Origin of the sequence: Curtobacterium sp. RIT-PI-V, from assembly GCF_025642935.1 — a bacterium.
Lineage (GTDB): Bacteria > Actinomycetota > Actinomycetes > Actinomycetales > Microbacteriaceae > Curtobacterium.
In genome coordinates this window covers 61,100-84,925 of sequence record NZ_JANZKM010000011.1, presented here as the reverse complement: position 1 = coordinate 84,925, position 23,826 = coordinate 61,100, and the positions used below count along the sequence as shown (strand labels likewise).

The window sequence follows — 23,826 nt, the reverse complement described above, 5'->3', positions numbered from 1 at the left end:
ATGAGGTACTCGATCTTCTCCGCGACGTTCCCTTCCGCACAGAGCAAGCAAACCTCGCCCGAGAGCGAACGATTCGTGAGCGGCGCAGTCGCCGAACAATGACGTGGTTGCTCTCGTTCCCCGGCGACACGTGGCAGGAGCGGTGGGACGCGAGCGCGATTGAAAGCGCGGACGACTTCCGCCACGTGATCAGCAAAGCAGACAACACTCTCGTGAACCGTAAGAACACCGGTTCCGAAGCAATGGGCGTGAGCTGGCTTCTCGTCATCGACGCTATCCGCCCCTCCTACGAGTGGCTCTACCGCAACCTCCGCAAACTCCAGAAACTCTCGGGTGTCGTATTGCCCGCCAGAGACCCCGAAGGCTTTGACGCACTCGACAACGCCATCCAGCGCCGATCAAAACGCCCGGAACATGTGCGAAAAACTGCCTTCCCGCAGCTCGCACGCATCATGGTCCACACAGGTATACAGCGAGTGGCAGACGTCACAATTGAAGACATCCGAGAGGCCTACGAGGTAGGCGCCCGCGTTCTGCCGACACCACCCGGTGGCGAGATCTACAACGTCATGTCGTGGGCCCAGTTCCTGCCACAAGGATCGCCGACCACATGGGGCTCGCAGATTCGAGTCGGGCGGCTCACTGTAGAGCAGCTCGTCGACCGCACCGGGATCAAGAGCTCCACCATGCGTGACCTCTTCGTGGTCTACATCAAGTCCCGCGCCACTGGCCTCGATTACTCAACAGTCACCGGACTCGTGAACGCGCTCGTCGACAACTTCTGGTGCCACATCGAGGACCTCCAGCCGGGCATCAATACCCTGCGCATCCCCCTCGAAGTCCTCGTGGACTGGAAGGAGCAAGTCCAAGTCATCCGCAAGGGCCGCCGCCAGGGACAGCCTAGGAAGGACCACTCCTCGGTTCTCATTGCGGTTCGGGGCTTCTACTTCGACATCAATGACTGGGCGCAGACCCATCCCGAACGTTTCGGAGCAATCGCCGCTCCGAACCCCATCACCGCGGACGACCTTCGCGGTATCTCAAAGATCAAACGGAAGCAGCGCGCGCAAAGCCACGAACGCACTCGGGAGCGTCTGCCGCTCATTGAAACCCTCACCCTCTCAGTCGAGGACCGCCGAGCGTGGCACGCGGAGGCACTTGCCGCAGCCTCGGATGTCGAACTCGGCGAAACCTTCGAAGTCGACGGCGTCAGTCTTCAACGCACGACCAAGCGAGCAGGCGCTGTGGTCAAGGGCTCCAAAACTCGAGCCGCGCTACCGCCCATCTGGGTGCGCCGCCACGACACCGATGTCGTCTTTGACGCGCGGCTTGAAGAGGACCGCACGTTTTGGCAGTGGGCAATCGTTGGTGTCCTCAAGGAGACTGGAATCCGGATTGAGGAGTTCGAGGAGCTCGCAGTCACGAGCCTCTCCCAGTTCACGGTCCCTTCCACCGGTGAGACGGTCCCGCTGCTTCAGATCGCTCCATCCAAGACCGATAAAGAGCGCGTCATTCTCATGAGTCCAGACCTCGCCGACGTGCTGTCTTCGATCCTTGACCGGATACGCGATGAACACGGCCTCGTCCCACCGCTCGACCGGTGGGACCCTCTTGAGAAGCAGGTAATCCCCGCCTCGCCCCTGCTGATGCAACGCATAGTCAATGGGCGTCGCGTTCCGATCAAGCGTGGCTGGGTCGCTGGAATGCTCAACATCGCAACACTAGAAGCTGACCTCCGAGACGGGGCCGGCCGGCTTATCCGCTTCCAACCCCACGACTTCCGACGACTCTTTGCCACAGAAGCAGTCATGTCCGGCCTTGCTCCCCACATCGCCGCAAAAGTGCTCGGTCACGATTCACTCGACACGCTGCAGCAGTACGTCGCGGTTTACGATGAGGACGTCTTCCTCCACCACCGCCAGTGGATCGAGCGGCGGCGCCGCATGCGCGAGGACTACGCCGTTGAGTACCGCGAGCCGACAGACGATGAGTGGCAGGAGTTCCTAGCCGACTTCGAAGAGCGCGAGCTCGAGTTGGGCTCCTGCGGACGAGCGTTCGGCACGCCGTGTGTGCACGAACACGCTTGCTTGCGCTGTTCACTGCTCCGCGTGAAGCCGGACCGACGCACGAATCTCGTCTCAAGAATTGAGAACCTCGAGAAGCGTCTTGCCGAAGCCAAACGCCGTAGCTGGAAAGGCGAGATCACAATGCTCGGGCTGAGCCTCTCCGGAGCGCGCAGCAAGCTCACGGCGCTAGACAAGAAGGTAGGGCTGGGCCTTCCCAGCCTTCGCCCCGGGCTTTAGACACCTCCCTCGGTAGGGGCCTGCTCATTCGCTCTCCACCACACGCTCGGACCGACTCGTGCCTCGTATCGCACGCCGCCGGCTTCCTCAGGGATCGCCGCTGTTGGCCAGAGAATCTCGCCGACGCTCGACTCGAGCTTCGCAACAGTCTCGAGATCTGGCCAGGTTCGGCCCTCCAAGATCGCGCGAAGCGTTCCCGGAGCAACATCTGCTTCACGTCCGAAGGCCCGTACGCTTCCCTCGCCGATGACGCCGCGCAGGCGCAACGCGAAACGACGCGCGTACTCGCCGGCTACCACTTCCGACGGCGCTGACGGCCAGTCCGGCGTCAGCTGATTTGGGCGCTTGCGTGAAGTACGAGGCACGTCGGCAGCGTAACCCCGGCAACTGACGTGTCAATGCTTCGTCTTACGCTGAAGCTCCTGGCATCGGGCTAGAGCAAGGGGGCAAGGGTGACCGGAGGAGGCAACGGGGATGGGGCCGCCGTTCCCACCGCGGCCAAAGACCTGCGCAAGCTCATCATGGACCCGGTGAAGATACACGTGGCGAACTGGTTCCTCGGTGGAGTGCCCGACGACATGGGCGAGTTCGTCGGTTGGGAGCTCGTGCGCGATAGAGACGATTTTCTCGGACGTAATGAGGAGAGCGTCGCCGGTTCGAAGCCGAACCTCGTCCGGTGGTCCCGCCTGGGCTTAGAGACCGACCCCTCCGACGAACGCGGCTATCAGCGCGTAGTCGAGCGACTGTCGAAGTACGACCAGATTGGGCCGGCACCCGGCTCGTGGGCGAGAGCAGTCCGCTTGCAACAGACGCTTCTTGAACGACACCCGACAGAGGCGGTGCAGGCCCTTGCGGGGTTCCGGGCCCTTGTGGTCGGGACGGAGGAAGCGAAGGACCTCCCTGCTGTCCTTGCGGGAGCGACCGCGGGGCTTCGTGAGGTGGTCTTCCCCAACGCAGCGATGTATCTGGTGGAGTCCACGGAGCGTCTCGGTCGACGGTACGGAGTGGCGCGCGCGATGCTCAACGTCGGCGACCGGCCGCCGGAGCCTACTGCGGCTGGCGACACGTTCACGTCCTCGTTGAAGCTCATGGAGGACATCAACGTCGGGCTCGGTGCCTACCTCGAACCGCTCGTCACGAGCCTCAGCCCCCATGTCTGGGCGACAACCGCGCCCAGGCTGGGTGGTGTACTCGTGTTCACTTTCGGGAAGGCCGTAGAGCCTCGCCCGCTGCTCGACCTGGATCTTCTCGCATTGTCAGAGCGGTCTGCACAGATCGAGCCGTTGAAGGACGTACGGGACATCCCGCACGCGGCGTTCAAGGCGGCTCTCCGATGGTGGGTGGATCGGCTCGATCTGGTGTTCTCGCACCTCACGCAGCCAGCGAACTATGTCGTCGACGGGCAGTACCACCCGCCATCCGCTGTAGAGCGGCTCCTCACTTTCGAGCAGCTGTGTCGCTCCGTCCAAGTCATCGGGTCATCCCGGGACGGGCATGCTCGGCGGCTCGCGCTCTTCCACACCCTCGACTCACTCGCCGGCCTCAATCGCACGCTCACACGTGACCGAGCGACCACCTTCTCAAAGATGGAAGCCGTCCTGGCCGACCTCGAAGCGGTGCTTCCGCTGGACGTGCAACCCGTGCTCCTGCCGCGTGCCCGCGCTGCAGTGCAAGCACTCCGCAACGTGCAGGATGGGTTCTTCATGCCGTCACGGCTCCGCGACGGAGGCGTCATGCTGCCGGACAAGAACGGCATCGACGTCCTCGTGCCGCTGGCGACTGCGGCACGAGAATGGTTGACCGCGCTCCGGAACAGCCAGCACGGTATGGACAAGACCCCGACCGTGCGCACGAGAGCCCTACTTGCTGCTCACACCGGCGCTCTCGACCCACGGATCACCGACCTCGCGTGGCTCGCTCTCCTCGAGGTGCTCGCTCATCCAGAACTGCTGATTCGACGCGGTCGATGACGAACAGCCTCTCGGGCAACAACGCAGTTCGGGAGTCGCCACAACCTAGGCGCCTTGAGGTTCACCGTCTACTATCGACAGGTAGGAGGACGACATGGTTAGACCAGTACGGGAAACGCAGCGTGTACTGCGTATCCGCCCGCACCGCGCGAAGACCGGCAGCGCATACCAGCTGATCCGGGCCTACGGGCGTGGGCAAAGCACTGGGTCAGACCAGCTCGGCGCGTTTGAACTGCTGCGACACGACCGTGGCGCAGCGGAGTCCCTCCGGCGCAAGCGGGACCGCCCTCTGGCCCGCCGGTAGTTGAGCCACTGGGTCGACGGGGCCGCATCCCACCGCAGGCTCCTGCCGGGATTTGTGTGTGCTCCACCGGTTGAGATGCGAGGACAGGGCTCCGCGGCTCGTCCTCACAAGCCCGCCCCCTGGGCCTCCGACGTACAGGGGATAGTTCGCAGCGCTCGGCTTCCAACGAGGAGCCCTGGTGCTTTCTCGCGCCTCTGTCTCTCGGATGCTGGCGCGCCAAGGCTTGAAGCCGTGCTCATCGGTGCCGCTCGCACCGGAAGAGATCAGTTCGACTTTGCGATCGTCGCTCTGGCACGCGACCTACGTGTTCTCCGGTCCGGCATCGGCGACGAGATGCTCGCCGACTTTGACCAGTACTGCCGGGCGCACGCCGGCTCACGCACGGTGCTTGAGCTCGCGGCGGCCGTCCACGTAGAGAACATCCCCGCCAAAGCGATGTTCGCCCGCAACGGCTGGGCAGAAGGTGATCCACTCGCAGGAGATGCCCGGTACCGGCGATGGGGCAAGGACCTGCAGGTCTAACGGGGCGGCCAGCCCGACCCTTTAGTTCAGACAATGCGCGTACTGCGACCGGCACGCGACGACGATCGACCACGTGCAGCCGAAGTCGCGCGGTGGGCAGGACTCGTGGGAGAACCTCGTGGCCTGCTGCCTGGCGTGCAACAACGAGAAGGGCGACCGCACCCCGCAGGAGATGGGGTGGCGGCTGCGTTTCCGTCCGAAGATCCCGCACGGCTCGTCGTGGGTCGTGCGCGGCATCGAGCGCCCGCAGGCGGAGTGGGACGAGTACCTCGTGGCCGCGTAGCGGCCTGCGCCGCAGGCGCCCGGTGGGCACGAGACGACGGGTCGCGGGTGGCGACCTGTCGCCTTGTGCTCACCCCGCGGCGGACGGGAGGCCCGTGGCGGCCCCGCCACGGGCCTCCCGTCCGCCGTTCGCTCGCGACACGTCAGCGAACGCTGTATGGTCAGCGCATGCTGACCATGGCTCCGCGGCTCGACGTCATGCACCGGCTCGGCCGGGCGATGGCGGACCGGACGCGCTCCCGGATCCTGCTCGAGATGCTCGAAGCGCCCGTCTACCCGGGCCGGCTCGCGGCCGAACTCGGGCTGACCCGGTCCAACGTCTCGAACCACCTCGCGTGCCTGCGCGGATGCGGCATCGTCGTCGCGGTGCCCGAGGGTCGCTCCACCCGGTACGAGATCGCCGACCCGCACCTCGGGGCCGCAATCCGCTCGCTCCTCGAGGTCGTGCTCGCCGTCGACGACGGCGAAGCGTGCACCGACGAGGACTGCGACGTCCCGCTCAGCTGCGGGCCCGGCGCATGACCGGGGTGATGGCTCCGGTCGTCCCCGATCGCCGACTGGTGCTGCAGCGACGGATCCGGTTGATCGTCGCCGCGACGATCACGTACAACGTCATCGAGGCGGTCATCGCGATCGCAGCCGGTTCGGTGGCGTCCTCGACCGCGCTGATCGGCTTCGGACTCGACTCCGTCGTCGAGGTCCTGTCCGCCGCTGCCGTCGCGTGGCAGTTCGCCGGGCCGGACCCCGAAGCGCGGGAGCGCGTCACGCTCAAGGTCATCGCGGTGTCGTTCTTCGCACTGGCGCTGTACGTCAGTGTCGACGCGGTGCTGACCCTGACCGGGCTGCGCGAGCCGGAGCACAGCACCGTCGGGATCGTGTTGGCGGCGGTCAGCCTGGCCGTGATGCCGTTCCTCAGCCTGTTCGAGCGTCGCACGGGCACGGAACTCGGTTCGGCGTCGGCGATCGCGGACTCCAAGCAGACCCTGGTGTGCAGCTACCTGTCCGCCGCGGTGCTGGTCGGGCTGCTCCTGAACACGCTGTTCGGGTGGTCGTGGGCGGATCCGGTGGCCGGCCTGGTGGTCGTCGTGTTCGCGGTGCGCGAGGGGCTCGAGGCCTGGCGGGGCGATGCCTGCAAGCAGCCGGTCGCCGCCCTGACCGGCGAGCGCGCGGTCGACGCCTGCGACTGCTGCTGACGCGGGCTCGGGTGCGTTGACCGCCGTCCGCGTGTCGGTCCCGCTGAGTAGCGTCGCGGGCATGGGCGAGACACCGCAGATCGACGACGCGACCATCGAGGACCTCCGCGCGCGACTGCGGGCCACGCGCTGGCCGGACGCCCCCGCTGGCGCTGGTTGGTCGCTCGGGGCGGACGTCGACGAGCTCCGGTCACTCATCGAGTACTGGGCAGACGGCTTCGACTTCGACGCGCACCGGGCGGCGCTCGCCGCACTGCCCAGCCGACGGCTGACGATCGACGGCACCGGGATCCACGTGCTGCACGCCCGAGCGGACACGCCCGACGCACTGCCGCTCCTGCTTGCCCACGGCTGGCCGGACTCCGGATGGCGGTACCGTAAGGTCCTGCCGATGCTCGTCGAGGCCGGCTTTGACGTGATCGTGCCGGACATGCCCGGGTACGGGTTCTCCGACGCCCCACCGCAGCCGATCGACGCCCGAGCGGTCGCCGGCATGTGGGCCGAGCTGATGACCGAGCTCGGCTACGAACGGTTTGCGGTCGCCGGCGGGGACATCGGCACCCACGTCGCCCGCTACCTCGCGCTCGACCACGCCGACCGGGTCGTCGCCGTGCACCGCATCGACGGCGGCCTCGCCTGGCCCGGCATCGACCTCGACACGTTGTCGCCGGAGGAACGCGGGTTCGTCGCGGCGACCGTCCGGTGGCGCGACGCCGAGGGTGCCTACGCGATGATGCACCGCACCAAGCCGCAGACCGTCGCGGTCGGCCTGAACGACTCGCCCGCCGGGCTCGCCGCGTGGATCGTCGAGAAGCTGCGGTCGTGGAGCGACTGCGACGGCGACCTGTGGTCCGTGTACACGCGGGACGAGGTGCTCGCGCTGCTGACCGAGTACTGGGCCACCGGCACGATCGGCTCGGCGATGCGGATGTACCACGCGAACGCTGCGATCCCGCCGGAGCAGTCGGCCAGACGGGTCGAGGTGCCGTCCGGCTTCTCGCTGTTCCCCGGCGACCTGGTGGAGCCGCCGCGGGCGTGGCTCGAGCGGACGACGAACCTGGTGTCGTACCGGATGATGCCGCGCGGCGGGCACTTCGCGCCGTTCGAGCAACCGGCGCTGTACGTCGACGAGCTCACGACGTTCCTGGAGCCGTTCCGCCGCTAGAGTGGACGGGCCAGCCTCTGTAGCTCAATGGAAGAGCAGTTCCGTCCTAAGGAAACGGTTGGGGGTTCGAGTCCCTCCAGGGGCACCGACGATCATCCCGCGGCCGGCTGGACCGGCGGGTCCTCCGGCATCGGGTGCTCGTCCTGCCAGACAGCGTCGACGTCGCCGAACTCGCGCGGGTAGCACTGGGTGTCGAAGGTCTCCGAGCCCTCCGACGGCGTCGAGTAGAGGTACCACGGTCCCGCCCCCGTCGGTCGGCTCGTCCAGACGCCGCCGGAGTACCACGACAGCGGGACGGTGCCCATCGACTGGCCGGCCTGCGCCAGGCAGGCCTGGAGCCGGTTGAACGCGGCGGTGTACTCGTCGAGAGTGACCTTCCCGTCAGCGGTCTCCGCCCGCTGCTGGGCGGACGGCCGTGCGATCGAGGCCGACTTCGCCCACGAGGCCCACACCGCGTACCGCGCCGGACCCTCGCCGGACACGGACACGGTGGCTCCTCCCGATTTCGGCGCCGGGTACATGCCCCAGCGGGAGCCGAGCACGGTCACCTGGCCCTTCGTGGTCGTGGGGGTGCAAGCGGCGGAGTCCACGGGTGTCCCGTCGACCCGGATCGTGAACGTCCCCGACTCGAGGCACTCCCACGTGAGCGTCACGCGGTCCGCGCCGTCGGGACGGGTGCCGAGGGGGAACGAACCGTCGCCGCGGGTGACCGCGAACGCCGGCGTGCCGAGCAGTGTCGCGTGGTTCCCCTCCTCCACCTGGTAGCGCGTCGACGTGGCGAGGGCGGTCTCGAGCACGGCGTCCTGGTCGGTTGCGGGCAGGGCCGCCGCGGTGATCCCACCGGTCACGGCCGAACCGGCGAGGAAGGCCGCCGCGACCGTGATCACCGTGCCCCGCGTCGGTCGGCGGCGTCGACGGGCCGGAGGGCTGGCCGTGGCGGTCGCGTCGACGTCGGCGACGAGGGCGTCGCGCATCGCCGCGAGACGAGGGGAGATGTGGTCGTTCACAGTGTGCCTCCGAGGGGTTCCGCTGACGTCGAGTACTGCTGCTGGAGTCGTGCCTTCGCCCGGTGGAGCCGGGACTTCACGGTGCCCGGTGCGACCCCGAGGGCTGCGGCCGCTTCGCGTTCGCCGAGGCCTTCGAGCACGCAGAGGGCGAGGACCCGCTGGTCTGCGATCGGGAGCCCGCGCAACGCTGCGACCGCTTCGGCGTCGGTGAACGACTCTGCGGGGTCGGGAGCGGGGTCGTCGACCGGGAACCTGCCGAGGAAGAGCCGGTGACGGCGCGTGGCGCGGGTCAGGTTGTGCGCGGTGTTCGTCGCCGTGACGAGCAGCCAGGGCAGCATGGAGTCGTCGACGAAGCGGACGCGGTCGCGCTTCCGCCAGGCCTCGAGGAACGCGATGGCCACGACGTCGTCGGCGTCGGCCGGTGTGGGGACGAGGCCGACGGCGTGCCGGCGCAGGCGAGGGGCGTGGCGGTCGAAGACGCGTCCGACCGCTCGGCCGTCGCCGGCGATGCCCAGCGCCCAGTCCGCTCGGTCCCCCGTGATCTGGTTCATGCCCTGTATTGTCCGGGCGCAGCGGATCGGTTCCCGGTTCGCGGGACGAGTTCTCCACAACCGTCGCGCTGGACGGTAGCGACCCCCGGTCTCCCCGTACGATTGACCCCGTGTCCAAGGTCCTGAGCAGTCTCCCCGTCGGCGAACGAGTCGGCATCGCGTTCTCAGGGGGTCTCGACACCTCCTGCGCCGTTGCCTGGATGCGCGAGAAGGGGGCGATCCCCTGCACGTACACGGCCGACATCGGTCAGTACGACGAGCCGGACATCGACGCCGTCCCGAGCCGCGCCCACGAGTACGGTGCCGAGATCGCCCGGCTGGTCGACGCGAAGAGCGCCCTGGTGGAAGAGGGCCTCGTCGCCCTGCAGACCGGCGCGTTCCACATCCGTTCCGGCGGCAAGACGTACTTCAACACGACGCCCCTCGGTCGTGCGGTCACGGGCACGATGCTCGTCCGTGCGATGAAGGAGGACGGCGTCGACATCTGGGGCGACGGTTCCACCTACAAGGGCAACGACATCGAGCGGTTCTACCGCTACGGCCTGATGGCCAACCCGCGTCTGCGTGTCTACAAGCCGTGGCTCGACTCCGAGTTCGTCGAGGAGCTCGGCGGCCGCAAGGAGATGAGCGAGTGGCTCGTCGCCCGCGGCTTCCCGTACCGCGACTCCACCGAGAAGGCGTACTCGACCGACGCCAACATCTGGGGTGCCACGCACGAGGCGAAGAGCCTCGAAGAGCTCTCGAGCGGCCTGGACATCGTCGAGCCGATCATGGGCGTCGCCGCCTGGCGTGACGACGTCGAGGTCGCCACCGAGATCGTCAGCATCCGCTTCGAGGCCGGACGCCCCGTCGCGATCAACGGCCAGGAGTACACGGACGCCGTCGCCCTGGTCTACGAGGCGAACGCGATCGGCGGTCGTCACGGCCTCGGCGCGTCCGACCAGATCGAGAACCGCATCATCGAGGCGAAGAGCCGCGGCATCTACGAGGCACCGGGCATGGCCCTGCTGCACATCGCGTACGAGCGGCTGCTCAACGCGATCCACAACGAGGACACGGTCGCGTCGTACCACAACGAGGGCCGCCGACTCGGGCGTCTGATGTACGAGGGCCGCTGGCTCGACCCGCAGTCGCTCATGCTCCGCGAGTCCCTGCAGCGCTGGGTCGCCTCGGCCGTCACCGGCGAGGTCACGTTGCGCCTGCGTCGCGGCGACGACTACACGATCCTCGACACGACGGGTCCGGCGCTGTCGTACCACCCCGACAAGCTCTCGATGGAGCGGGTCGGCGACGCCGCCTTCGGTCCGGACGACCGCATCGGTCAGCTGACGATGCGCAACCTCGACATCGCGGACTCCCGCTCAAGGCTCGAGCAGTACGCGGCGGCCGGTCTCATCGGCGGTGCGACGGCCGAGCTCGTCGGTGAGCTCGAGGCGGGCGAGTCCGAGGAGATCCTCGGTGGCGCCGTCATCGCCTCGGACGCCGAGGACGCACTCGGACGCCGGACGGACCTCGCCTCCGAGGGCGCAGCCTTCGACTCCGGCACCGACTGACGAGCGCAGCGCCACGGGACCGGTACCACGCGGCCGGTCACGCGCCGTGGACGCGCAACGAGCATGACGGGAGGCGCGGGGCCAGCTGGCACCGCGCCTCCCGTCCGTCGTCCTGCCGCCGACTCAGGCCGAGGCACCTCCGAGCAGCAGCTCCAGCTGCTCGACGACCAGGTCGGGCCGCGTGACGAACGGGTGGTGCCCGGTCGGCACGTCGACGCTCCGCGTCGCCCGCCCTGCGTGCGCGCGCTGCAGCCCGACGGTGGTGCTGCGGTCCTCGGTGCAGACGAGGTAGGTGGAGTCGACGTCCTGCCACCCGGCCGCCGTCGTCGGCGTCACGAACGCCCCCGCCGACTGGGCGGTCACCCGCTCCGATGCCGCTCGCTGCGTGTTCCCGTCGGCGTCCTGCAGGAAGCGCGCACCGAAGGACGCAGCGTCGTAGCCGGCGACGGCGAGGACACCGTCACCGGCCGGGCCGATCGACACGGGGTCGGGCTCGTCGGCCATGATGCCGGCCTGCGCGGAGCCGACGTCGGGCAGGTACGAGGACACGTACAGCAGGTGCGCGACGGCGTCGTGTCGTCCGGCCTCGGCGATCACGGTGCCGCCGTAGGAGTGCCCGACGACGATCGCCCCATCGCTGTCGTCGAGGGCGGCGCGCAGGGCGGCTGCGTCCTCGGCGAGCCCACCGCCGGGGTGTCCCGCCGGGCCCTCACCGCAGGAGGGCAGTGCAACCGCCCGACTGCGGATGCCGGTGCGGCTGTGCAGCAGGTCGGCGGTGGGCTGCCACCACCAGGCACCGTCGCGGACCAGGGCGCCGTGGACGAACAGGATCTCCATGCCCCGACGCTACGGCGATCCGCGCGGCGGCGCGCGGTCGGCCGGGAAGCGCATCGGACTCGACGACATCGGACGGAACCCCTACCGTGGAGGAACTGGATCGGTCATCAGGGACCCGTCGTCACGATGCTCCCCACACGCTTGTGGGGTCTGGCACAGCGGGTCGATCCGGACGAATCCGAGATGCGCATCATCTCGACGAAGGGCTGGTCATCATGGCCGCCAGAATGCAGCACGACTGGCACCGTCACGGTCTCCGGTCGCCCGAGGACCTCGAAGCCCTCGTGGCCGAACGCCTCGAAGGAACCGGTCACGCTTCCACCAGCACGGGCGACGCACGGCGCGAGCCGTCCTACGCCGACTTGCTCGGCGAGCAGATCTGAGCCGTCCGCTCCGCTGCTCTACGGCTTGTAGAGTCTGTGCATGCGGACAGGACGAACGACGGCAGCTTCCCTCGCGATCGTCATCGGAGGGCTCTTGGCGCTCATCGGGGTCCAACCGGCCTCGGCGCACTCGGCCCTCACCGGCAGCTCGCCCGCTGACGGCGCGGTCATCACCGAGCCGCTCGACCGTGTGGACCTGACGTTCAGCGAGGCACCGCTCGCCGGCCTGGACGCCGGGCTGCGGATCCAGGTCACCGACGCCGACGGTACTGACGTGTCGACGGGCGAGGTGACCGTCTCCGGCATGACGATGGGCAAGGCCGTCGAACTCGAGAACGGCGCGTACACGGTGCTCTGGCGGTACGTGTCGCCGGACGGGCACCCGATCGACGGCACGTACGGGTTCGAGTACCGGGCCGCGGTCGCGACACCGTCCGCGACGACTCCGGCGACGACGGTGCCGACGTCGGACACCGTCACCCCCACTCCGACGTCGACCGCGACGGCCACCGGGGCATCCGATGGTGCGCCCGAGTCGGCGCCGGGCATCGCCCCGGGCGTCTGGGTCGCGCTCGGCGCCGGCACGGTCCTCGCCGCCGGGGCCGTCGTCGTGCTCCTCCTGCGCCGCGGCGGCCGCGGTCGCGCGTAGCGCGCCCCGCTCACTTCGTGAGCAGAAATGGTCGGGTCGCCTTCCGGGACCCGACCATTCCTGCTCACCATGCGCCGTGCCCGCGCCCCGGACACGCGCCGGACGGGAGGCCCGCCACCCGGCCGCCACGGGCCTCCCGTCCGACGCCGGCCGCGTCCACCCCCGCTTCTGCTCACCATGCGAGCGCGGCCCGCTACGCGGCGGGTGCCTCCTCGAGCGCGGCGTCCGCCCGCTCCTCGCTGCCGGCGGCCAGGCCGCGCGCGATCTTCCCGCGCGACGCCAGCCACAGCACCACCGCGGCGACGAACACGATGACCTCGGTGACGGTCAGCGCCCAGATGATCCCGGCGAGTCCGAACCACAGGTTGCCGACGATGACGATCGGGATGAACAGCACGCCCTGCGCCAGCGACAGCACCATCGCGGGCAGCACCATGCCGGTCGCCTGGAACAGCGAGGTGAGCAATCCCGTGAACCCGTTCACGATGGCGGCGACGAGCTGCGCCGTCAGGATCGTCAGGCCGATCGCGAGGACCGCGTGGTCGCCGGAGAAGATCGTGAAGACCTGCTCGCGGAAGGTGAAGACCGCGCCGGAGAACACGAGGACGATCGCGCCGACCGTGACGGCGGCTCCGCGCAGGGCGGCCCGGAGTCGTGCAGCGTCGCCCTTGCCGAACGCGTAGGCGAGCAGCGGCAGTACGCCGATCGTGACGCCCATCACCAGGAACTCCGGCACCTGTGCGATGCGGACCGCGACGCCCATGGCGGCGAGCGGGTCGTCGCCGTAGGCGGCGGCGAGGTTGTTGAGCACGAGCGTCGTGACGATCAGGAAGGCGGACTGCAGCAGTTCGCCGACGCCGATGCCGAAGACGGGCTTCAGGATGTCGGCACGGAGCGTGAACCACTTCGGCGCGAAGCTGACGTTCTCGCTGTTCCGCTGCAGCCACGTCACCCAGTAGGCGATCGACACGACGTTCGCGAGTCCGACCGCCAGCGCTGCACCGCCGACCCCCCAGTGCAGCACGAGGATGAAGAGCACGTCGAACACCAGGTTCCCGATGGTCGACAGGACCAGGCCGACCATCGCCTGGCGTGCGGCACCCTCGGAGCGGACGATCTGCTCGAGGGCGAACGACGAGGCGAGCACCGGGACGAACGCGAGCATCACGGCGACGTACTCGCTCGTGGCGGGGACGGCTGCGGCATCGGCACCGAGCACGGCAACCAGCGGGCGCAGGAACACGAGCCCGACGACGGCCAGGACCGCGCCGGTGACGACGGCTCCCCAGAGGGCGAACGAGGCGACGTGCTTGATGTCCTGCGCCTTGGCGGGGTCGTGCTCCGAGGCGCCGAGCAAGCGGGACATCAGGGCACTGCCGCCGACGCCGAACACACCGCCGACGGCCATCACGATGCCGAGCAGCGGAGTGCCGAACGTGATCGCGGCGAGCAGCGACGTGTCGTGCTGCGAGCCGATGAAGCCGGCGTTGATGACGTTGTACAGGGCGCTGACGACCATCGCCGCGGCCATCGGCACACACAGGTGCACGAGGGCTCGGGCGATCGGGGCGGCGGAGAGGTACCAGCGGTTGGTGGCCACTGCGGAGTTCTCGGGGGTCGTGGTGGTCATGACTGCCTCCTCGTGGGCAGGGCTGAGGGCGCGACGGGATGCCGTCGCGTGCGGGGTGGGGCCGGGAGGCCCGTGGCGCGTCGAGCGCGCCGGTGACGTCGGTGCCGGGGCGGGCGCTACCGCGTCGGCGGTGCGAGCTCCGCGGTCACCTTCTGCAGCAGGTGCCGCAGGGTGCCGCGTTCGTCCGGGTCGAGTGGTGCGAGCAGGGTGTCGTCGAGGGCGACCATCGCGTCGGTGAAGCCGGCGATGAGGTCGATGCCCGCCGGGGTGGCGTGCACCGTCTTGGTCCGACCGTTCGTGGCGTCGGGTCGTCGTTCGACGAGGCCGCGCCGCTCGAGGCCCTGCAGGAGACTCGAGACGCTGGCCGCGCTGGTCCGGGTGATCTCGGCGATGTCGCGTTGGATCGCCCCGGGGTTCTGCTGCAGGTACCCGAGCACGAAGCTCTGCTCGCGGGTGAGGTCCCGATCACGGACCCACTCGTCGGCCGCCTTGCGCTGTGCCCATCCGATCCACCGCATGAGTTCGAGCGGGGTGGTGAGATCCGGTGCCTGCATGGTCAGGACTCTAACTGTTCGATATCTAACTGTCAACGCGTGTGGGCCTCCGATGCAAATGACCCCCGGACGGGTGTGCTGGTCCATCCGGTCCGACGAGTAGGTTGCACAGGAGCGGACTCACCACCCGCCTGTCGGTCCCGGTGCCATTGCCGGGAGTCACTCGAGGATCAGGACACCACCGTGCACGATCACGACACCCACCCGCTCGACCGGCACGTCGGGCCGCCGCACGTCGAGCGGTTCCGGCTGACGCAGAGCGCCGAGACGCTCGGCGTCGTCTGCACCTGCGCGATCGGCGTCGACCACGACAACACGATCCGGCCGCTGCACGCAGAACCCGTCCGCTGAACCCTGTGCACACCGGCGGGTGCAGCGGGATACTGGGGTGGTGCGTGAACTCCAAGCCGCCATCGCCGCGGACCTCAACGTCCAGCCGACCATCGAGCCGGAGCAGGAGATCGCCCGCCGTGTCGGGTTCCTCCGTGACTACCTGCTCACGACCGGCGCGAAGGGGTTCCTGCTCGCGATCAGCGGCGGCCAGGACTCCACGCTCGCCGGGCGCCTGACCCAGCTCGCGGTCGAGTCCCTCCGCGCCGAGGGTCACCCCGCCGAGTTCACGACCGTCCGCATGCCGTACCGCGTGCAGGCCGACGAGGACGATGCCCAACTCGCCCTGCAGTTCATCGCAGCCGACCCGGGCATCACCGTCAACATCGAGCACGGCGTCGACGGTGTCATGCAGGACACCGCTGCCTCGGGCGTCGAGCTGAGCGACTTCGTGAAGGGCAACGTCAAGGCCCGGATGCGCATGGTCGCCCAGTACGCCGTCGCCGGCCAACGCGGGCTGCTCGTCGTCGGGACCGACCACGCGGCCGAGGCGGTCACCGGCTTCTTCACGAAGTACGGCGACGGCGGCGTCGACCTGACGCCGCTCACCGGCCTGTCGAAGAGCCAGGGGCGGCAGCTGCTCGAGCACCTCGGAGCGCCCGCCCGCCTGTACGAGAAGGCCCCCACCGCAGACCTGCTCGACGAGACGCCCGGCCAGACCGACGAAGCGAACCTCGGGCTGTCCTACGCCGAGATCGACGCCTACCTGCAGGGGCACGACGTGCCGCTCGAGGTCGCCGAGGCGATCGAGGCGCGGTACCGCGCGACCGAGCACAAGCGCCAGGTGCCGGCGACGCCCTTCGACGACTGGTGGCGTGCGGGCGCGTAGGCGCTGACGCGACCATCGACAGGAGGCGCGCTGCAGGTGATCCTGCACCGCGCCTCCTGTCCGTCCGCGCGGTCTCCTAGGATGGGAGCCGACGGAACAACAGATGCGGAATCCAGGCTGTCGCCTGGTCCGGAGGGGGAGTCATGGAAGTACTGTTCGCGCTCGGTGCCATTCCGCTGATCATCGTGGGGATCATCGTCCTCGCCGTGATCGCGCTGATCTACGCGAAGGTCGTGTACCGCAACGCCGGGGCCGACGAAGCGCTCATCATCACCGGCAAGCGCTCGCGCAAGGTCAAGAACGACGACGGCACCGAGACCGTCGAGTCCGGCATCAAGGTGGTGCTCGGAGCCGGCGTCCTCGTCCGGCCGTTCTTCGAGAAGGTCGCGAAGCTCTCGCTCAGCTCACGAGCGATCGACATCAACGTCAACGCGCAGGACTCCCGCGGTGTGACGATCGACGTCGAGGCCGTCGCGCTCGTCAAGGTCGGGGAGGCCGATTCCTCGATCCGGGCGGCCGCGCAGCGGTTCCTCGGGCAGGAGAAGAAGATCGACGACTTCGCGCGTGAAGTCTTGTCGGGTTCGCTCCGTGCGTCGATCGGCGCGACCGACGTGTCGACGATCATCCGCAATCGCGACCAACTGACCGTCGCCGTGCTCACCGTCGCGCAGGACGCGCTGCACAGCCAGGGGCTCGACGTCGACTCCTTCGAGATCAAGGGCATCTCGGACCGCAACGAGTACATCAGTGACCTCGGCCGTGCCGAACGCGCCCGCGTCCGGCTCGAGGCGGAGAACGCCGAGGCGCAGGCCGACCGCGAAGCGCGAGAGGCCCGTGCGACCGCCGACCAGGCCATCGCCGAGGCCGAGAACACCTTGGCGATCCGACGTGCCGCGCTGCAGCTCGACGCCGATCGGGCATCGGCCGAGGCCGCAGCCGCCGGTCCGCTCGCCCAGGCCCGTGCGGCGCAGGGCGTCGTCGAGCAGGAGCAGATCACCGCGCAGAAGCGTGCCGAGCTGCGCCGTGCCGAACTCGAGTCCGAGGTCTCCGCCGTCGCCGAGGCGCAGGCGCGCAAGACCCGTGTCGAGGCCGAAGCCGCAGCCGGTGCCCAGGTCGAGACCGCTCGTGCCCAGGCCGAGGCCCGTCGGATCTCCGCCGAGGCGATCGCCGCCGAGGCGAAGGCCGAGTCCGAGGCGCGGAAGCTGGCCGCCGACGCCTCCCGTGCCGAGGGTGCGGCTGCCGCCGATGCGATCCGCGCCAAGGGCCAGGCCGAGGCGGACGCCACGAAGGCCCAGGCCGACGCACTCGCGCAGCACTCCGAAGCCGTCCTGCGGGTCAAGGCCATCGAGACCTTGCCCAGCATCGCCCGCGAACTCGCGGCGCCGATGGGCAACATCGACAAGCTGACCGTGGTGTCCTCCGACGGCGCCGGCGCCCTGTCGAAGAGCGTCGTGAGCCAGTTCAGCGAGGTGGACGCTCTGCTCGGGACGACTGCCGGGTTCACCCTGAGCGACATCGTCAAGAGTGCGACGACGGGGCAGGCCGCGGCCCGGGCCGTCGTGCGCGAGCAGTCCGCCGATGTCGTGGAGCCGATCGAGTAGTCGTCAGCGGCAGCGCGCAGCGGGCGTGGCGAGGATCAGTCCTCGTCGCGCCCGTTCTCGTCCCGGCGCTCGCGCTGCTGGCCACCGGCGTCCTCGCGCTGGCCGCCGTTGCGCGGGTCCGCGTCGCGCGGGTCCTCGGCGCCGGCAGCGTCGCGCTGGTCGGCGAGCCGCTGCTGCCACACGACGCTGCGGGCCGCGCCCTCGAGGATGTCGTCGACGCTCCGTCCGGTCTGCGCCGCGAGCGCACCGCTGAGTCCGGCGGTGAGGGTCCCGCCGGCCGATGCCAGTCGTTCGACCACCTGTTCCTGGCGCGGGGTCAGGGGTTCGTCGACCATCTCGTCGATGGTGTCGCGGATGTTCTGCTCGCTCGCGTCCAGTGCCGCCTCGTCACCGGAGTGCAGCGCTGCTGCCTCTCCGACGACGACGAGACCGAGGCGCGCGGCGTCGTCTTCGGGACGCGGAGTGCGGTGCTCATCAGTCATGCGGGGGACCGTACGCTCCGTGGTGCCGCGCTTGCTGGACAGACGGGGTACCCGACGCCTGTCGTTCGTCGTCAATGCGGTGTCGTGTCCCACCGGCGGAGCAGCCACTCCGCAGCGGCCAGACCCTCGCGCCGTTGGAAGTCACGGATGGTCGGCATGTTCGGCGGTGCCGGGGGCAATGCGTGCTCGAAGAACAGACCGGCGAGACCGGCGAGTACGGCGTCGACCGTGGTGGCGGGCACACCGGTGAACACCGGGTGGGTGGCGAGGTGGTGCTCGACGTCGGTGTCCTCGCCGCGGACGAGCGTGTCGATCAGGTAGGTCAGCGGGTCGAGCCAGTGCGCGCCGATGCTCGCCCACGGCCAGTCGACGACCCAGACGGCCCCGGAGCGGTCGACGAGCAGGTTGTCGGCACGGCAGTCGGCGTGCACGAGGTGCTCGCCGTCGACGACGGTCGCTGCCCGGGCGGCGGTGCGGGCGAACTCGGGTCCGGCGGCGAGCACGTGCACCGGAACGACCTCGGCGGCCCGGTCGGACAGGGTGGGGTCGCCGAGCATCCGGTCCCACGCGCCGAACTCGTGTCGCAGGTCGTCGGCGATCCGGGGGAGCGTGCCGAGGTCGCCGGTCGCCGACGGCAGGGTGTCCAGTGCATCGAGCACCGCCGCGGTGTCCCTGCCGTCGAGTGCTGCCCCGGGGTGTTTGCCCTCGATGTCGTCGAGGACCAGGACGACCCACTCGTCGCCGTCCACGGTGGCATCGAAGGCGTCCAGCAGGGGCGGCGCCTGCACGGTCGACGGCAGCTGCGCCACCACGCGGGCTTCCCGGCGGTGCAGGGCGAAGGCATCGGCGTTCCGCGATCGCGAGACCGTCTTGACGAACGCCCGTCGCCCCGTCGCCGTGACCACACGGTCGGCACTCCCCGGCGACCACCCGGCGGTCTGGGACTCAGCGTTCGTCACCGTTCCGCCGAGGGTCTGTTCCACCCGGTCGCGCAGGACCGCCGGCACGTCCGTCCACGCAGTTCGCCCCATGCCCGACGACGCTACCTGAGAAGCCGTTCACGAACGTGCAGGGATGGCAAGTTTGCGCTGGCGGCAAACGTGCTCCTGGTGTAAAGTTGCAGCGTCTGCAAGGTTGACCCGCCGTTCGACGGCCCGCCACACGAGCTCCGGCGTCCCTTGCCCGCACGACGACCACCACGCACCCCTGAAGGACCTCCATGTCTACTGCCACCGCACCCGTCGTGGTGTCGCGCGGACGACACGACTCGCCGGCCAGTACGCCGGGCAAGCCGATCATGTCGCACCGTCAGATCCTGCTCGTCATCTACGGCCTCATGGCCGGCATGTTCCTGTCGTCGCTCGACCAGACGATCGTCGGCACCGCGATCCGCACCATCGGCGACGACCTGCACGGTCTCGACCAGCAGGCGTGGGTCACGACCGCGTACCTGATCGCGTCGACCATCACGACGCCGATCTACGGCAAGCTCTCCGACGTCTTCGGCCGCCGGCCGCTGTACATCTTCGGCATCGCGGTCTTCATCCTCGGCTCGCTGCTCTCGACGATGTCGACCTCGATGATCATGCTCGCCGCATTCCGTGCCTTCCAGGGCATCGGTGCCGGTGCGCTGATGTCGCTGCCGCTCGCGATCATGGGCGACATCCTCGCCCCGCGTGAGCGCGCCAAGTACCAGGGCTACTTCCTCGCGGTCTTCGGCATCTCGTCCGTCATCGGCCCGCTCATCGGCGGCCTGTTCGCCGGCGCGAGCACGATCCTCGGTGTCACCGGCTGGCGCTGGGTCTTCCTGATCAACGTGCCGATCGGCGTCGCGGCGCTCCTGATGGTCATCGCCTTCCTGCACCTGCCGAAGTTCGGTGACGCCAAGGCGAAGCCGCGCATCGACTGGTGGGGTGCCACCTCGGTCATCGCGACGCTCGTCCCGCTCCTGCTCGTGGCCGAACAGGGCCGCACCTGGGGCTGGGGTTCTGCCGGCGCCATCGCCTGCTACGTGATCGGCGCGCTCGGGCTCGTCGCGTTCCTGGTGATCGAGACCCTCATGAAGGACGACGCGATCATCCCGCTCAAGCTCTTCCGCTCGGGCACCTTCTCGATGGCCACGATCCTCGGGTTCCTGGTCGGCTTCGCGATGTTCGGCGCCATGCTGACCATCCCGCTGTACCTACAGATCGTCACGGGGCTGACGCCGACCGAGTCCGGCTTCGCGACCCTGCCGATGATCGGTGGTCTCATGATCGCCTCGATCGCCTCCGGACAGATCGTCGCCCGCACCGGTCGCTACCGGATCTTCCCGGTGATCGGCACGGCCCTGGTCTCGGTCGGCTACGTCGTCCTGACGTTCATGACGATCGACAAGCCGCTCTGGTTCCTGATGATCGGCATGTTCCTGATCGGCCTCGGCCTCGGGCAGCTCATGCAGAGCATCACCCTGGCCTCGCAGAACTCCGTGCAGCCGCGGGACATGGGTGTGGCGACGTCGTCCGCCACGTTCTTCCGCCAGATCGGTGGAACGCTCGGTACGGCGGTGCTGCTCAGCATCCTGTTCTCGATCATGCCGGCGAACATCCTGCACGCCACCGCGGACCAGAAGAGCCTGTCCGGTGCGCTCGACGCCGCCCTGAACCCGACCGTCGCCACGGCGAAGGCGAACGCGGGCGTCATGGAGCAGATCTGGAACCCGATCGTCACCCCGGTGAAGTCGCAGGTGCAGTCCGGCCTCGACCAGGCCACCGCGCAGGTCACCGCCGCGACGACCGGCGCCCCGGAGGCCGTGCAGCAGCAGGCCCTCACTGCCGCAGCCGACAAGGCGCACGCCAGCGTGCAGGACGGCAAGCTCGTGGTCGACTGGTCGGACGCCTCGCAGCGCTCGTACTGGGTCGGCGAGCTCGCCCCCGAACTGTCGAAGCAGATCGACAAGGGGGCCGGCGACGGCAGCAGCTCGAGCAGCGAGACGAGCGACACGTCCTACCTCAACGGTGCGACCCCGGCACTGACCAAGCCGTTCATGACCGGCTTTAACGCGTCGGCCGTGACCGTCTACTGGGTCGGCTTCGCCGTGATCCTGCTGGCGTTCATCCTCAGCTGGTTCTTCAAGGCGCCGCCGCTCCGCAAGAGCTCGGCCCTGCAGGAGCAGGCCGACCAGGCCGGCACCGCCGACGACCTCGAGGTGCAGGCCGTCAAGGCGGCCGACACGATGGGGTCGCCCACGGCACCCGTCACCGGATCGATCCCCGTGCAGCGGGACCGCGCGTAGGACCGGCCACCGGGGCCTCTCGTCACCAGACGGGAGGCCCCGACCCGCACCAGGAGCAGCAGTGAGCGCGATCGAATCGCACCCGGCAGGTGACAGCGGCCTGCGGGAACGCAAGAAGCAGCAGACCCGGCACGCGATTCACCAGGCCGCGCTGGCGCTGGTCTCCGACCGGGGCCTGGCCGGTGTCACGGTCGAGGAGATCTGCGCCGACGCCGGGGTCTCGCCCCGCACCTTCTTCAACTACTTCCCGTCGAAGGGCGACGCGGCACTCGGGCTCCCCGAGAGCTCGGTCCCCGAGACGGCACGGCAGGCGTTCCTGACCGCGGAGGGCCCGCTCGTGTCGGACCTCTGCGACCTCGTCGCCCGGACGGTGACACTGCCCGCGGACCGCCGTCGCATGAAGGAACTCGTGCAGGCGCGACCGGAGATGGTGCCCGCGATGCTGCAGTGGATGGCGCGTGCCCGGCTCGCCGTGTTCACGGTCGCCGCCGAGCGCACCGACGTCGACTCCGCACGGACCGCGGTGACGCTCGTCATGGCGGCGCTCATCGAGTCCGCGCACCGCTTCGCGGACGGCTCGCGCGACGAGTTGGCGGACCGCCTCCGCGGCGTGGTGGCCGAGATGGGCCGGCTCGCCTCCGCCTGACACGCCGGGCGCCGCCCCGAGTCTCGCGCTGAGCGACAGGTCACGGGCCGCGGAGCACGAGAACCGTCGCTGACCCCGAGACTCGCCTCGGGCGGTGGGCGCGACCGTTTCGACCCATAGCGCGCGCCATGAGAGGCCGTTCCGCCCGTAGCGGGCCAGAACAACGGGCTCGCTACGCGCGGAACGGCCTCCTCCGCGCGGAACGACCCAAAGCACAGCCATCCGACGACTCGGCCCCGTTCGAGACCAGAACGTGACGAAGAGTTCTCTTGACGCGCGAGACATCCGATGTTTTGATTGCCTCGTTCGGTCGACGGAGACCGGACGGCAGGAGACACGAATGAGCCGCATCACCGGTCTGCACGTGCGCGACATCCGCTTCCCGACCTCTCGGGAGCACGACGGATCCGACGCCATGAACCCCGCGCCCGACTACTCCGCCGCGTACGTCGAGATCACGACCGACGCCCTGGACGGACACGTCGGCACCGGCTTCGTGTTCACGATCGGACGCGGCAACGAGGTGCAGGAAGCCGCGATCGCCGCCCTGCGCGGGCACGTCGTCGGCGCCGACGCCGAAGCGGTCCTCGCCGACATGGGCGGCACCTGGCGTGCGATGGTCCACGACTCGCAGCTGCGCTGGCTCGGCCCGGAGAAGGGCGTCATGCACATGGCGATCGGCGCCGTGGTGAACGCGCTCTGGGACCTCCGAGCCAAGCGCGCGGGGCAGCCGCTGTGGGCGCTGCTGGCGGACCTGAGCCCCGAGGAGCTCGTCGAGCTGGTGGACTTCCGGTACCTCACCGACGCGATCACCCCGGACGAGGCGCTCGAGCTGTTCCGGGCCGCCGAACCGCACCGTGCGACCCGTCGGGCCCGGCTCGAAGCGCAGGGCTACCAGGCGTACACGACGACCCCGGGCTGGCTCGGCTACGACGACGAGAAGCTCGCCCGGCTCTGCCGCGAGGCCGTCGACGAGGGCTTCGAGCAGATCAAGCTCAAGGTCGGCGGCGACGTCGACGAGGACGTCCGCCGGATGGGCATCGCCCGCGCCACGGTCGGCCCGGACATCCGCATCGCGGTCGATGCCAACCAGCGCTGGGACGTGGACGAGGCCGTCACCTGGATCGAGCGGCTGCGCCCGTTCGACCTCGCCTGGGTCGAGGAACCCACGAGCCCCGACGACGTCCTCGGGCACGCGGAGATCGCCCGGCGCATCGCCCCGATCCCCGTCGCGACCGGCGAGCACATGGCCAACCGGGTGATCGCGAAGCAGCTCATCCAGGCGGGCGCGATGAGCGTGCTGCAGATCGACGCCACCCGGGTCGCGGGGGTCAACGAGAACCTCGCGATCCTGCTGCTCGCCGCGAAGCACGGCGTCCGGGTGTGCCCGCACGCCGGCGGGGTCGGCCTGTGCGAGGCCGTGCAGCACCTGTCGATGTTCGACGCCGTCGCGCTGACCGGCGACCTCGACACCCGGTGCATCGAGTTCGTCGACCACCTGCACGAGCACTTCGTGACCCCGGTCGACGTCCACGACGGCCGCTACTGGCCGCCGACCGCTCCCGGAGCCGGCACCGAGATGCTCGCCGACTCCCTCGACGCCTACGCGTTCCCGGACGGCCCGGCCTGGGCAGTGGTCGACACCGAGACGGTCCCCGACGCGGTCCGCGTCGCCTGATCCCACCCCACACACCCCATCAC

General features: G+C 69.3%; 22 protein-coding genes, 1 tRNA gene and 1 pseudogene. 17 read left to right on the top strand and 7 right to left on the bottom strand.

Annotated elements, in window-relative coordinates:
- The first annotated feature begins 107 nt into the window (after positions 1 to 107).
- From OGL88_RS09015 to OGL88_RS08980, 8 genes and pseudogenes are all read left to right on the top strand, one after another.
- Complete coding sequence (locus OGL88_RS09015) at positions 108 to 2,303, top strand: site-specific integrase (RefSeq protein WP_263091207.1); 2,196 nt, start codon at positions 108 to 110, stop codon at positions 2,301 to 2,303.
- 452 nt (positions 2,304 to 2,755) lie between these two features.
- Positions 2,756 to 4,273, top strand: a complete 1,518-nt coding sequence (locus OGL88_RS09010) for a hypothetical protein (protein ID WP_263054730.1) — start codon at positions 2,756 to 2,758, stop codon at positions 4,271 to 4,273.
- A gap of 535 nt (positions 4,274 to 4,808) precedes the next feature.
- Complete coding sequence (locus OGL88_RS09005; RefSeq protein ID WP_263054732.1) at positions 4,809 to 5,099, top strand: hypothetical protein; 291 nt, start codon at positions 4,809 to 4,811, stop codon at positions 5,097 to 5,099.
- Between the two features lie 31 nt (positions 5,100 to 5,130).
- Positions 5,131 to 5,382, top strand: a pseudogene (locus tag OGL88_RS09000) (HNH endonuclease); the annotation flags it as partial.
- 167 nt (positions 5,383 to 5,549) lie between these two features.
- Positions 5,550 to 5,903, top strand: a complete 354-nt coding sequence (gene cmtR, locus OGL88_RS08995; RefSeq protein ID WP_263054733.1) for a Cd(II)/Pb(II)-sensing metalloregulatory transcriptional regulator CmtR — start codon at positions 5,550 to 5,552, stop codon at positions 5,901 to 5,903.
- Positions 5,900 to 6,574 (top strand): cation diffusion facilitator family transporter, encoded by a 675-nt coding sequence (locus OGL88_RS08990; protein WP_263054734.1) that lies wholly within the window; start codon positions 5,900 to 5,902, stop codon positions 6,572 to 6,574. Before cmtR ends, OGL88_RS08990 begins: the two co-directional genes overlap by 4 nt.
- Positions 6,575 to 6,635: 61 nt before the next feature.
- Positions 6,636 to 7,739, top strand: coding sequence for an epoxide hydrolase family protein (locus tag OGL88_RS08985; RefSeq protein WP_263054735.1), 1,104 nt, complete (start codon positions 6,636 to 6,638; stop codon positions 7,737 to 7,739).
- A 13-nt stretch (positions 7,740 to 7,752) separates the two neighbouring features.
- A tRNA-Arg gene (locus tag OGL88_RS08980) sits at positions 7,753 to 7,824 on the top strand.
- Between the two features lie 7 nt (positions 7,825 to 7,831).
- Here OGL88_RS08980 and OGL88_RS08975 read toward each other — a convergent pair.
- Positions 7,832 to 8,746, bottom strand: a complete 915-nt coding sequence (locus tag OGL88_RS08975; RefSeq protein WP_263054736.1) for a hypothetical protein — start codon at positions 8,744 to 8,746, stop codon at positions 7,832 to 7,834.
- A complete protein-coding gene (locus OGL88_RS08970) occupies positions 8,743 to 9,297 on the bottom strand; it encodes an RNA polymerase sigma factor (RefSeq protein WP_263054737.1) in 555 nt (184 codons plus the stop codon). Before OGL88_RS08970 ends, OGL88_RS08975 begins: the two co-directional genes overlap by 4 nt.
- Before the next feature lie 110 nt (positions 9,298 to 9,407).
- Here OGL88_RS08970 and argG point away from each other — a divergent pair, with 110 nt between their 5' ends.
- On the top strand, positions 9,408 to 10,850 hold the full coding sequence (gene argG, locus OGL88_RS08965; protein ID WP_263091206.1) for an argininosuccinate synthase: 1,443 nt from the start codon (positions 9,408 to 9,410) through the stop codon (positions 10,848 to 10,850).
- A 123-nt stretch (positions 10,851 to 10,973) separates the two neighbouring features.
- Here argG and OGL88_RS08960 read toward each other — a convergent pair whose 3' ends face one another.
- The gene (locus OGL88_RS08960) at positions 10,974 to 11,687 is read right to left on the bottom strand and encodes an alpha/beta hydrolase (protein ID WP_263054738.1); all 714 of its coding nucleotides are present in this window, start codon (positions 11,685 to 11,687) and stop codon (positions 10,974 to 10,976) included.
- A 215-nt stretch (positions 11,688 to 11,902) separates the two neighbouring features.
- Between OGL88_RS08960 and OGL88_RS08955 the strand changes: the two genes are divergently transcribed.
- Both OGL88_RS08955 and OGL88_RS08950 read left to right on the top strand, forming a co-directional pair.
- On the top strand, positions 11,903 to 12,070 hold the full coding sequence (locus OGL88_RS08955) for a hypothetical protein (protein ID WP_263054739.1): 168 nt from the start codon (positions 11,903 to 11,905) through the stop codon (positions 12,068 to 12,070).
- A 40-nt stretch (positions 12,071 to 12,110) separates the two neighbouring features.
- Positions 12,111 to 12,719 (top strand): copper resistance CopC family protein, encoded by a 609-nt coding sequence (locus OGL88_RS08950; RefSeq protein WP_263091205.1) that lies wholly within the window; start codon positions 12,111 to 12,113, stop codon positions 12,717 to 12,719.
- Between the two features lie 193 nt (positions 12,720 to 12,912).
- Here OGL88_RS08950 and OGL88_RS08945 read toward each other — a convergent pair whose 3' ends face one another.
- Both OGL88_RS08945 and OGL88_RS08940 read right to left on the bottom strand, forming a co-directional pair.
- Positions 12,913 to 14,349: an MATE family efflux transporter gene (locus tag OGL88_RS08945; protein ID WP_263054741.1), complete on the bottom strand. Its 1,437-nt coding sequence runs from the start codon at positions 14,347 to 14,349 to the stop codon at positions 12,913 to 12,915.
- A 116-nt stretch (positions 14,350 to 14,465) separates the two neighbouring features.
- The gene (locus OGL88_RS08940) at positions 14,466 to 14,903 is read right to left on the bottom strand and encodes a MarR family winged helix-turn-helix transcriptional regulator (protein ID WP_263054742.1); all 438 of its coding nucleotides are present in this window, start codon (positions 14,901 to 14,903) and stop codon (positions 14,466 to 14,468) included.
- 183 nt (positions 14,904 to 15,086) lie between these two features.
- Between OGL88_RS08940 and OGL88_RS08935 the strand changes: the two genes are divergently transcribed.
- The 3 genes from OGL88_RS08935 to OGL88_RS08925 all read left to right on the top strand — a co-directional run bounded on the left by OGL88_RS08935 (position 15,087) and on the right by OGL88_RS08925 (position 17,723).
- The gene (locus OGL88_RS08935) at positions 15,087 to 15,254 is read left to right on the top strand and encodes a hypothetical protein (protein WP_263054743.1); all 168 of its coding nucleotides are present in this window, start codon (positions 15,087 to 15,089) and stop codon (positions 15,252 to 15,254) included.
- A gap of 40 nt (positions 15,255 to 15,294) precedes the next feature.
- Positions 15,295 to 16,122, top strand: coding sequence for an ammonia-dependent NAD(+) synthetase (nadE, locus tag OGL88_RS08930; protein WP_263054792.1), 828 nt, complete (start codon positions 15,295 to 15,297; stop codon positions 16,120 to 16,122).
- 143 nt (positions 16,123 to 16,265) lie between these two features.
- On the top strand, positions 16,266 to 17,723 hold the full coding sequence (locus tag OGL88_RS08925; RefSeq protein WP_205463192.1) for an SPFH domain-containing protein: 1,458 nt from the start codon (positions 16,266 to 16,268) through the stop codon (positions 17,721 to 17,723).
- Between the two features lie 35 nt (positions 17,724 to 17,758).
- Here OGL88_RS08925 and OGL88_RS08920 read toward each other — a convergent pair whose 3' ends face one another.
- Together OGL88_RS08920 and OGL88_RS08915 are read right to left on the bottom strand one after the other, a co-directional pair.
- A complete protein-coding gene (locus tag OGL88_RS08920) occupies positions 17,759 to 18,205 on the bottom strand; it encodes a hypothetical protein (protein WP_263054744.1) in 447 nt (148 codons plus the stop codon).
- Between the two features lie 71 nt (positions 18,206 to 18,276).
- Positions 18,277 to 19,236, bottom strand: coding sequence for an aminoglycoside phosphotransferase family protein (locus OGL88_RS08915; RefSeq protein ID WP_263054745.1), 960 nt, complete (start codon positions 19,234 to 19,236; stop codon positions 18,277 to 18,279).
- Between the two features lie 188 nt (positions 19,237 to 19,424).
- Between OGL88_RS08915 and OGL88_RS08910 the strand changes: the two genes are divergently transcribed.
- From OGL88_RS08910 to OGL88_RS08900, 3 genes are all read left to right on the top strand, one after another.
- The gene (locus tag OGL88_RS08910) at positions 19,425 to 21,479 is read left to right on the top strand and encodes an MDR family MFS transporter (protein ID WP_263054746.1); all 2,055 of its coding nucleotides are present in this window, start codon (positions 19,425 to 19,427) and stop codon (positions 21,477 to 21,479) included.
- A 61-nt stretch (positions 21,480 to 21,540) separates the two neighbouring features.
- Positions 21,541 to 22,125 (top strand): TetR/AcrR family transcriptional regulator, encoded by a 585-nt coding sequence (locus tag OGL88_RS08905; protein WP_263054747.1) that lies wholly within the window; start codon positions 21,541 to 21,543, stop codon positions 22,123 to 22,125.
- A gap of 340 nt (positions 22,126 to 22,465) precedes the next feature.
- Positions 22,466 to 23,803 carry an enolase C-terminal domain-like protein gene (locus OGL88_RS08900; RefSeq protein WP_263054748.1) on the top strand — a complete coding sequence of 446 codons (1,338 nt, stop codon included), beginning with the start codon at positions 22,466 to 22,468 and terminating at the stop codon, positions 23,801 to 23,803.
- The last annotated feature ends 23 nt before the right edge of the window (positions 23,804 to 23,826 follow it).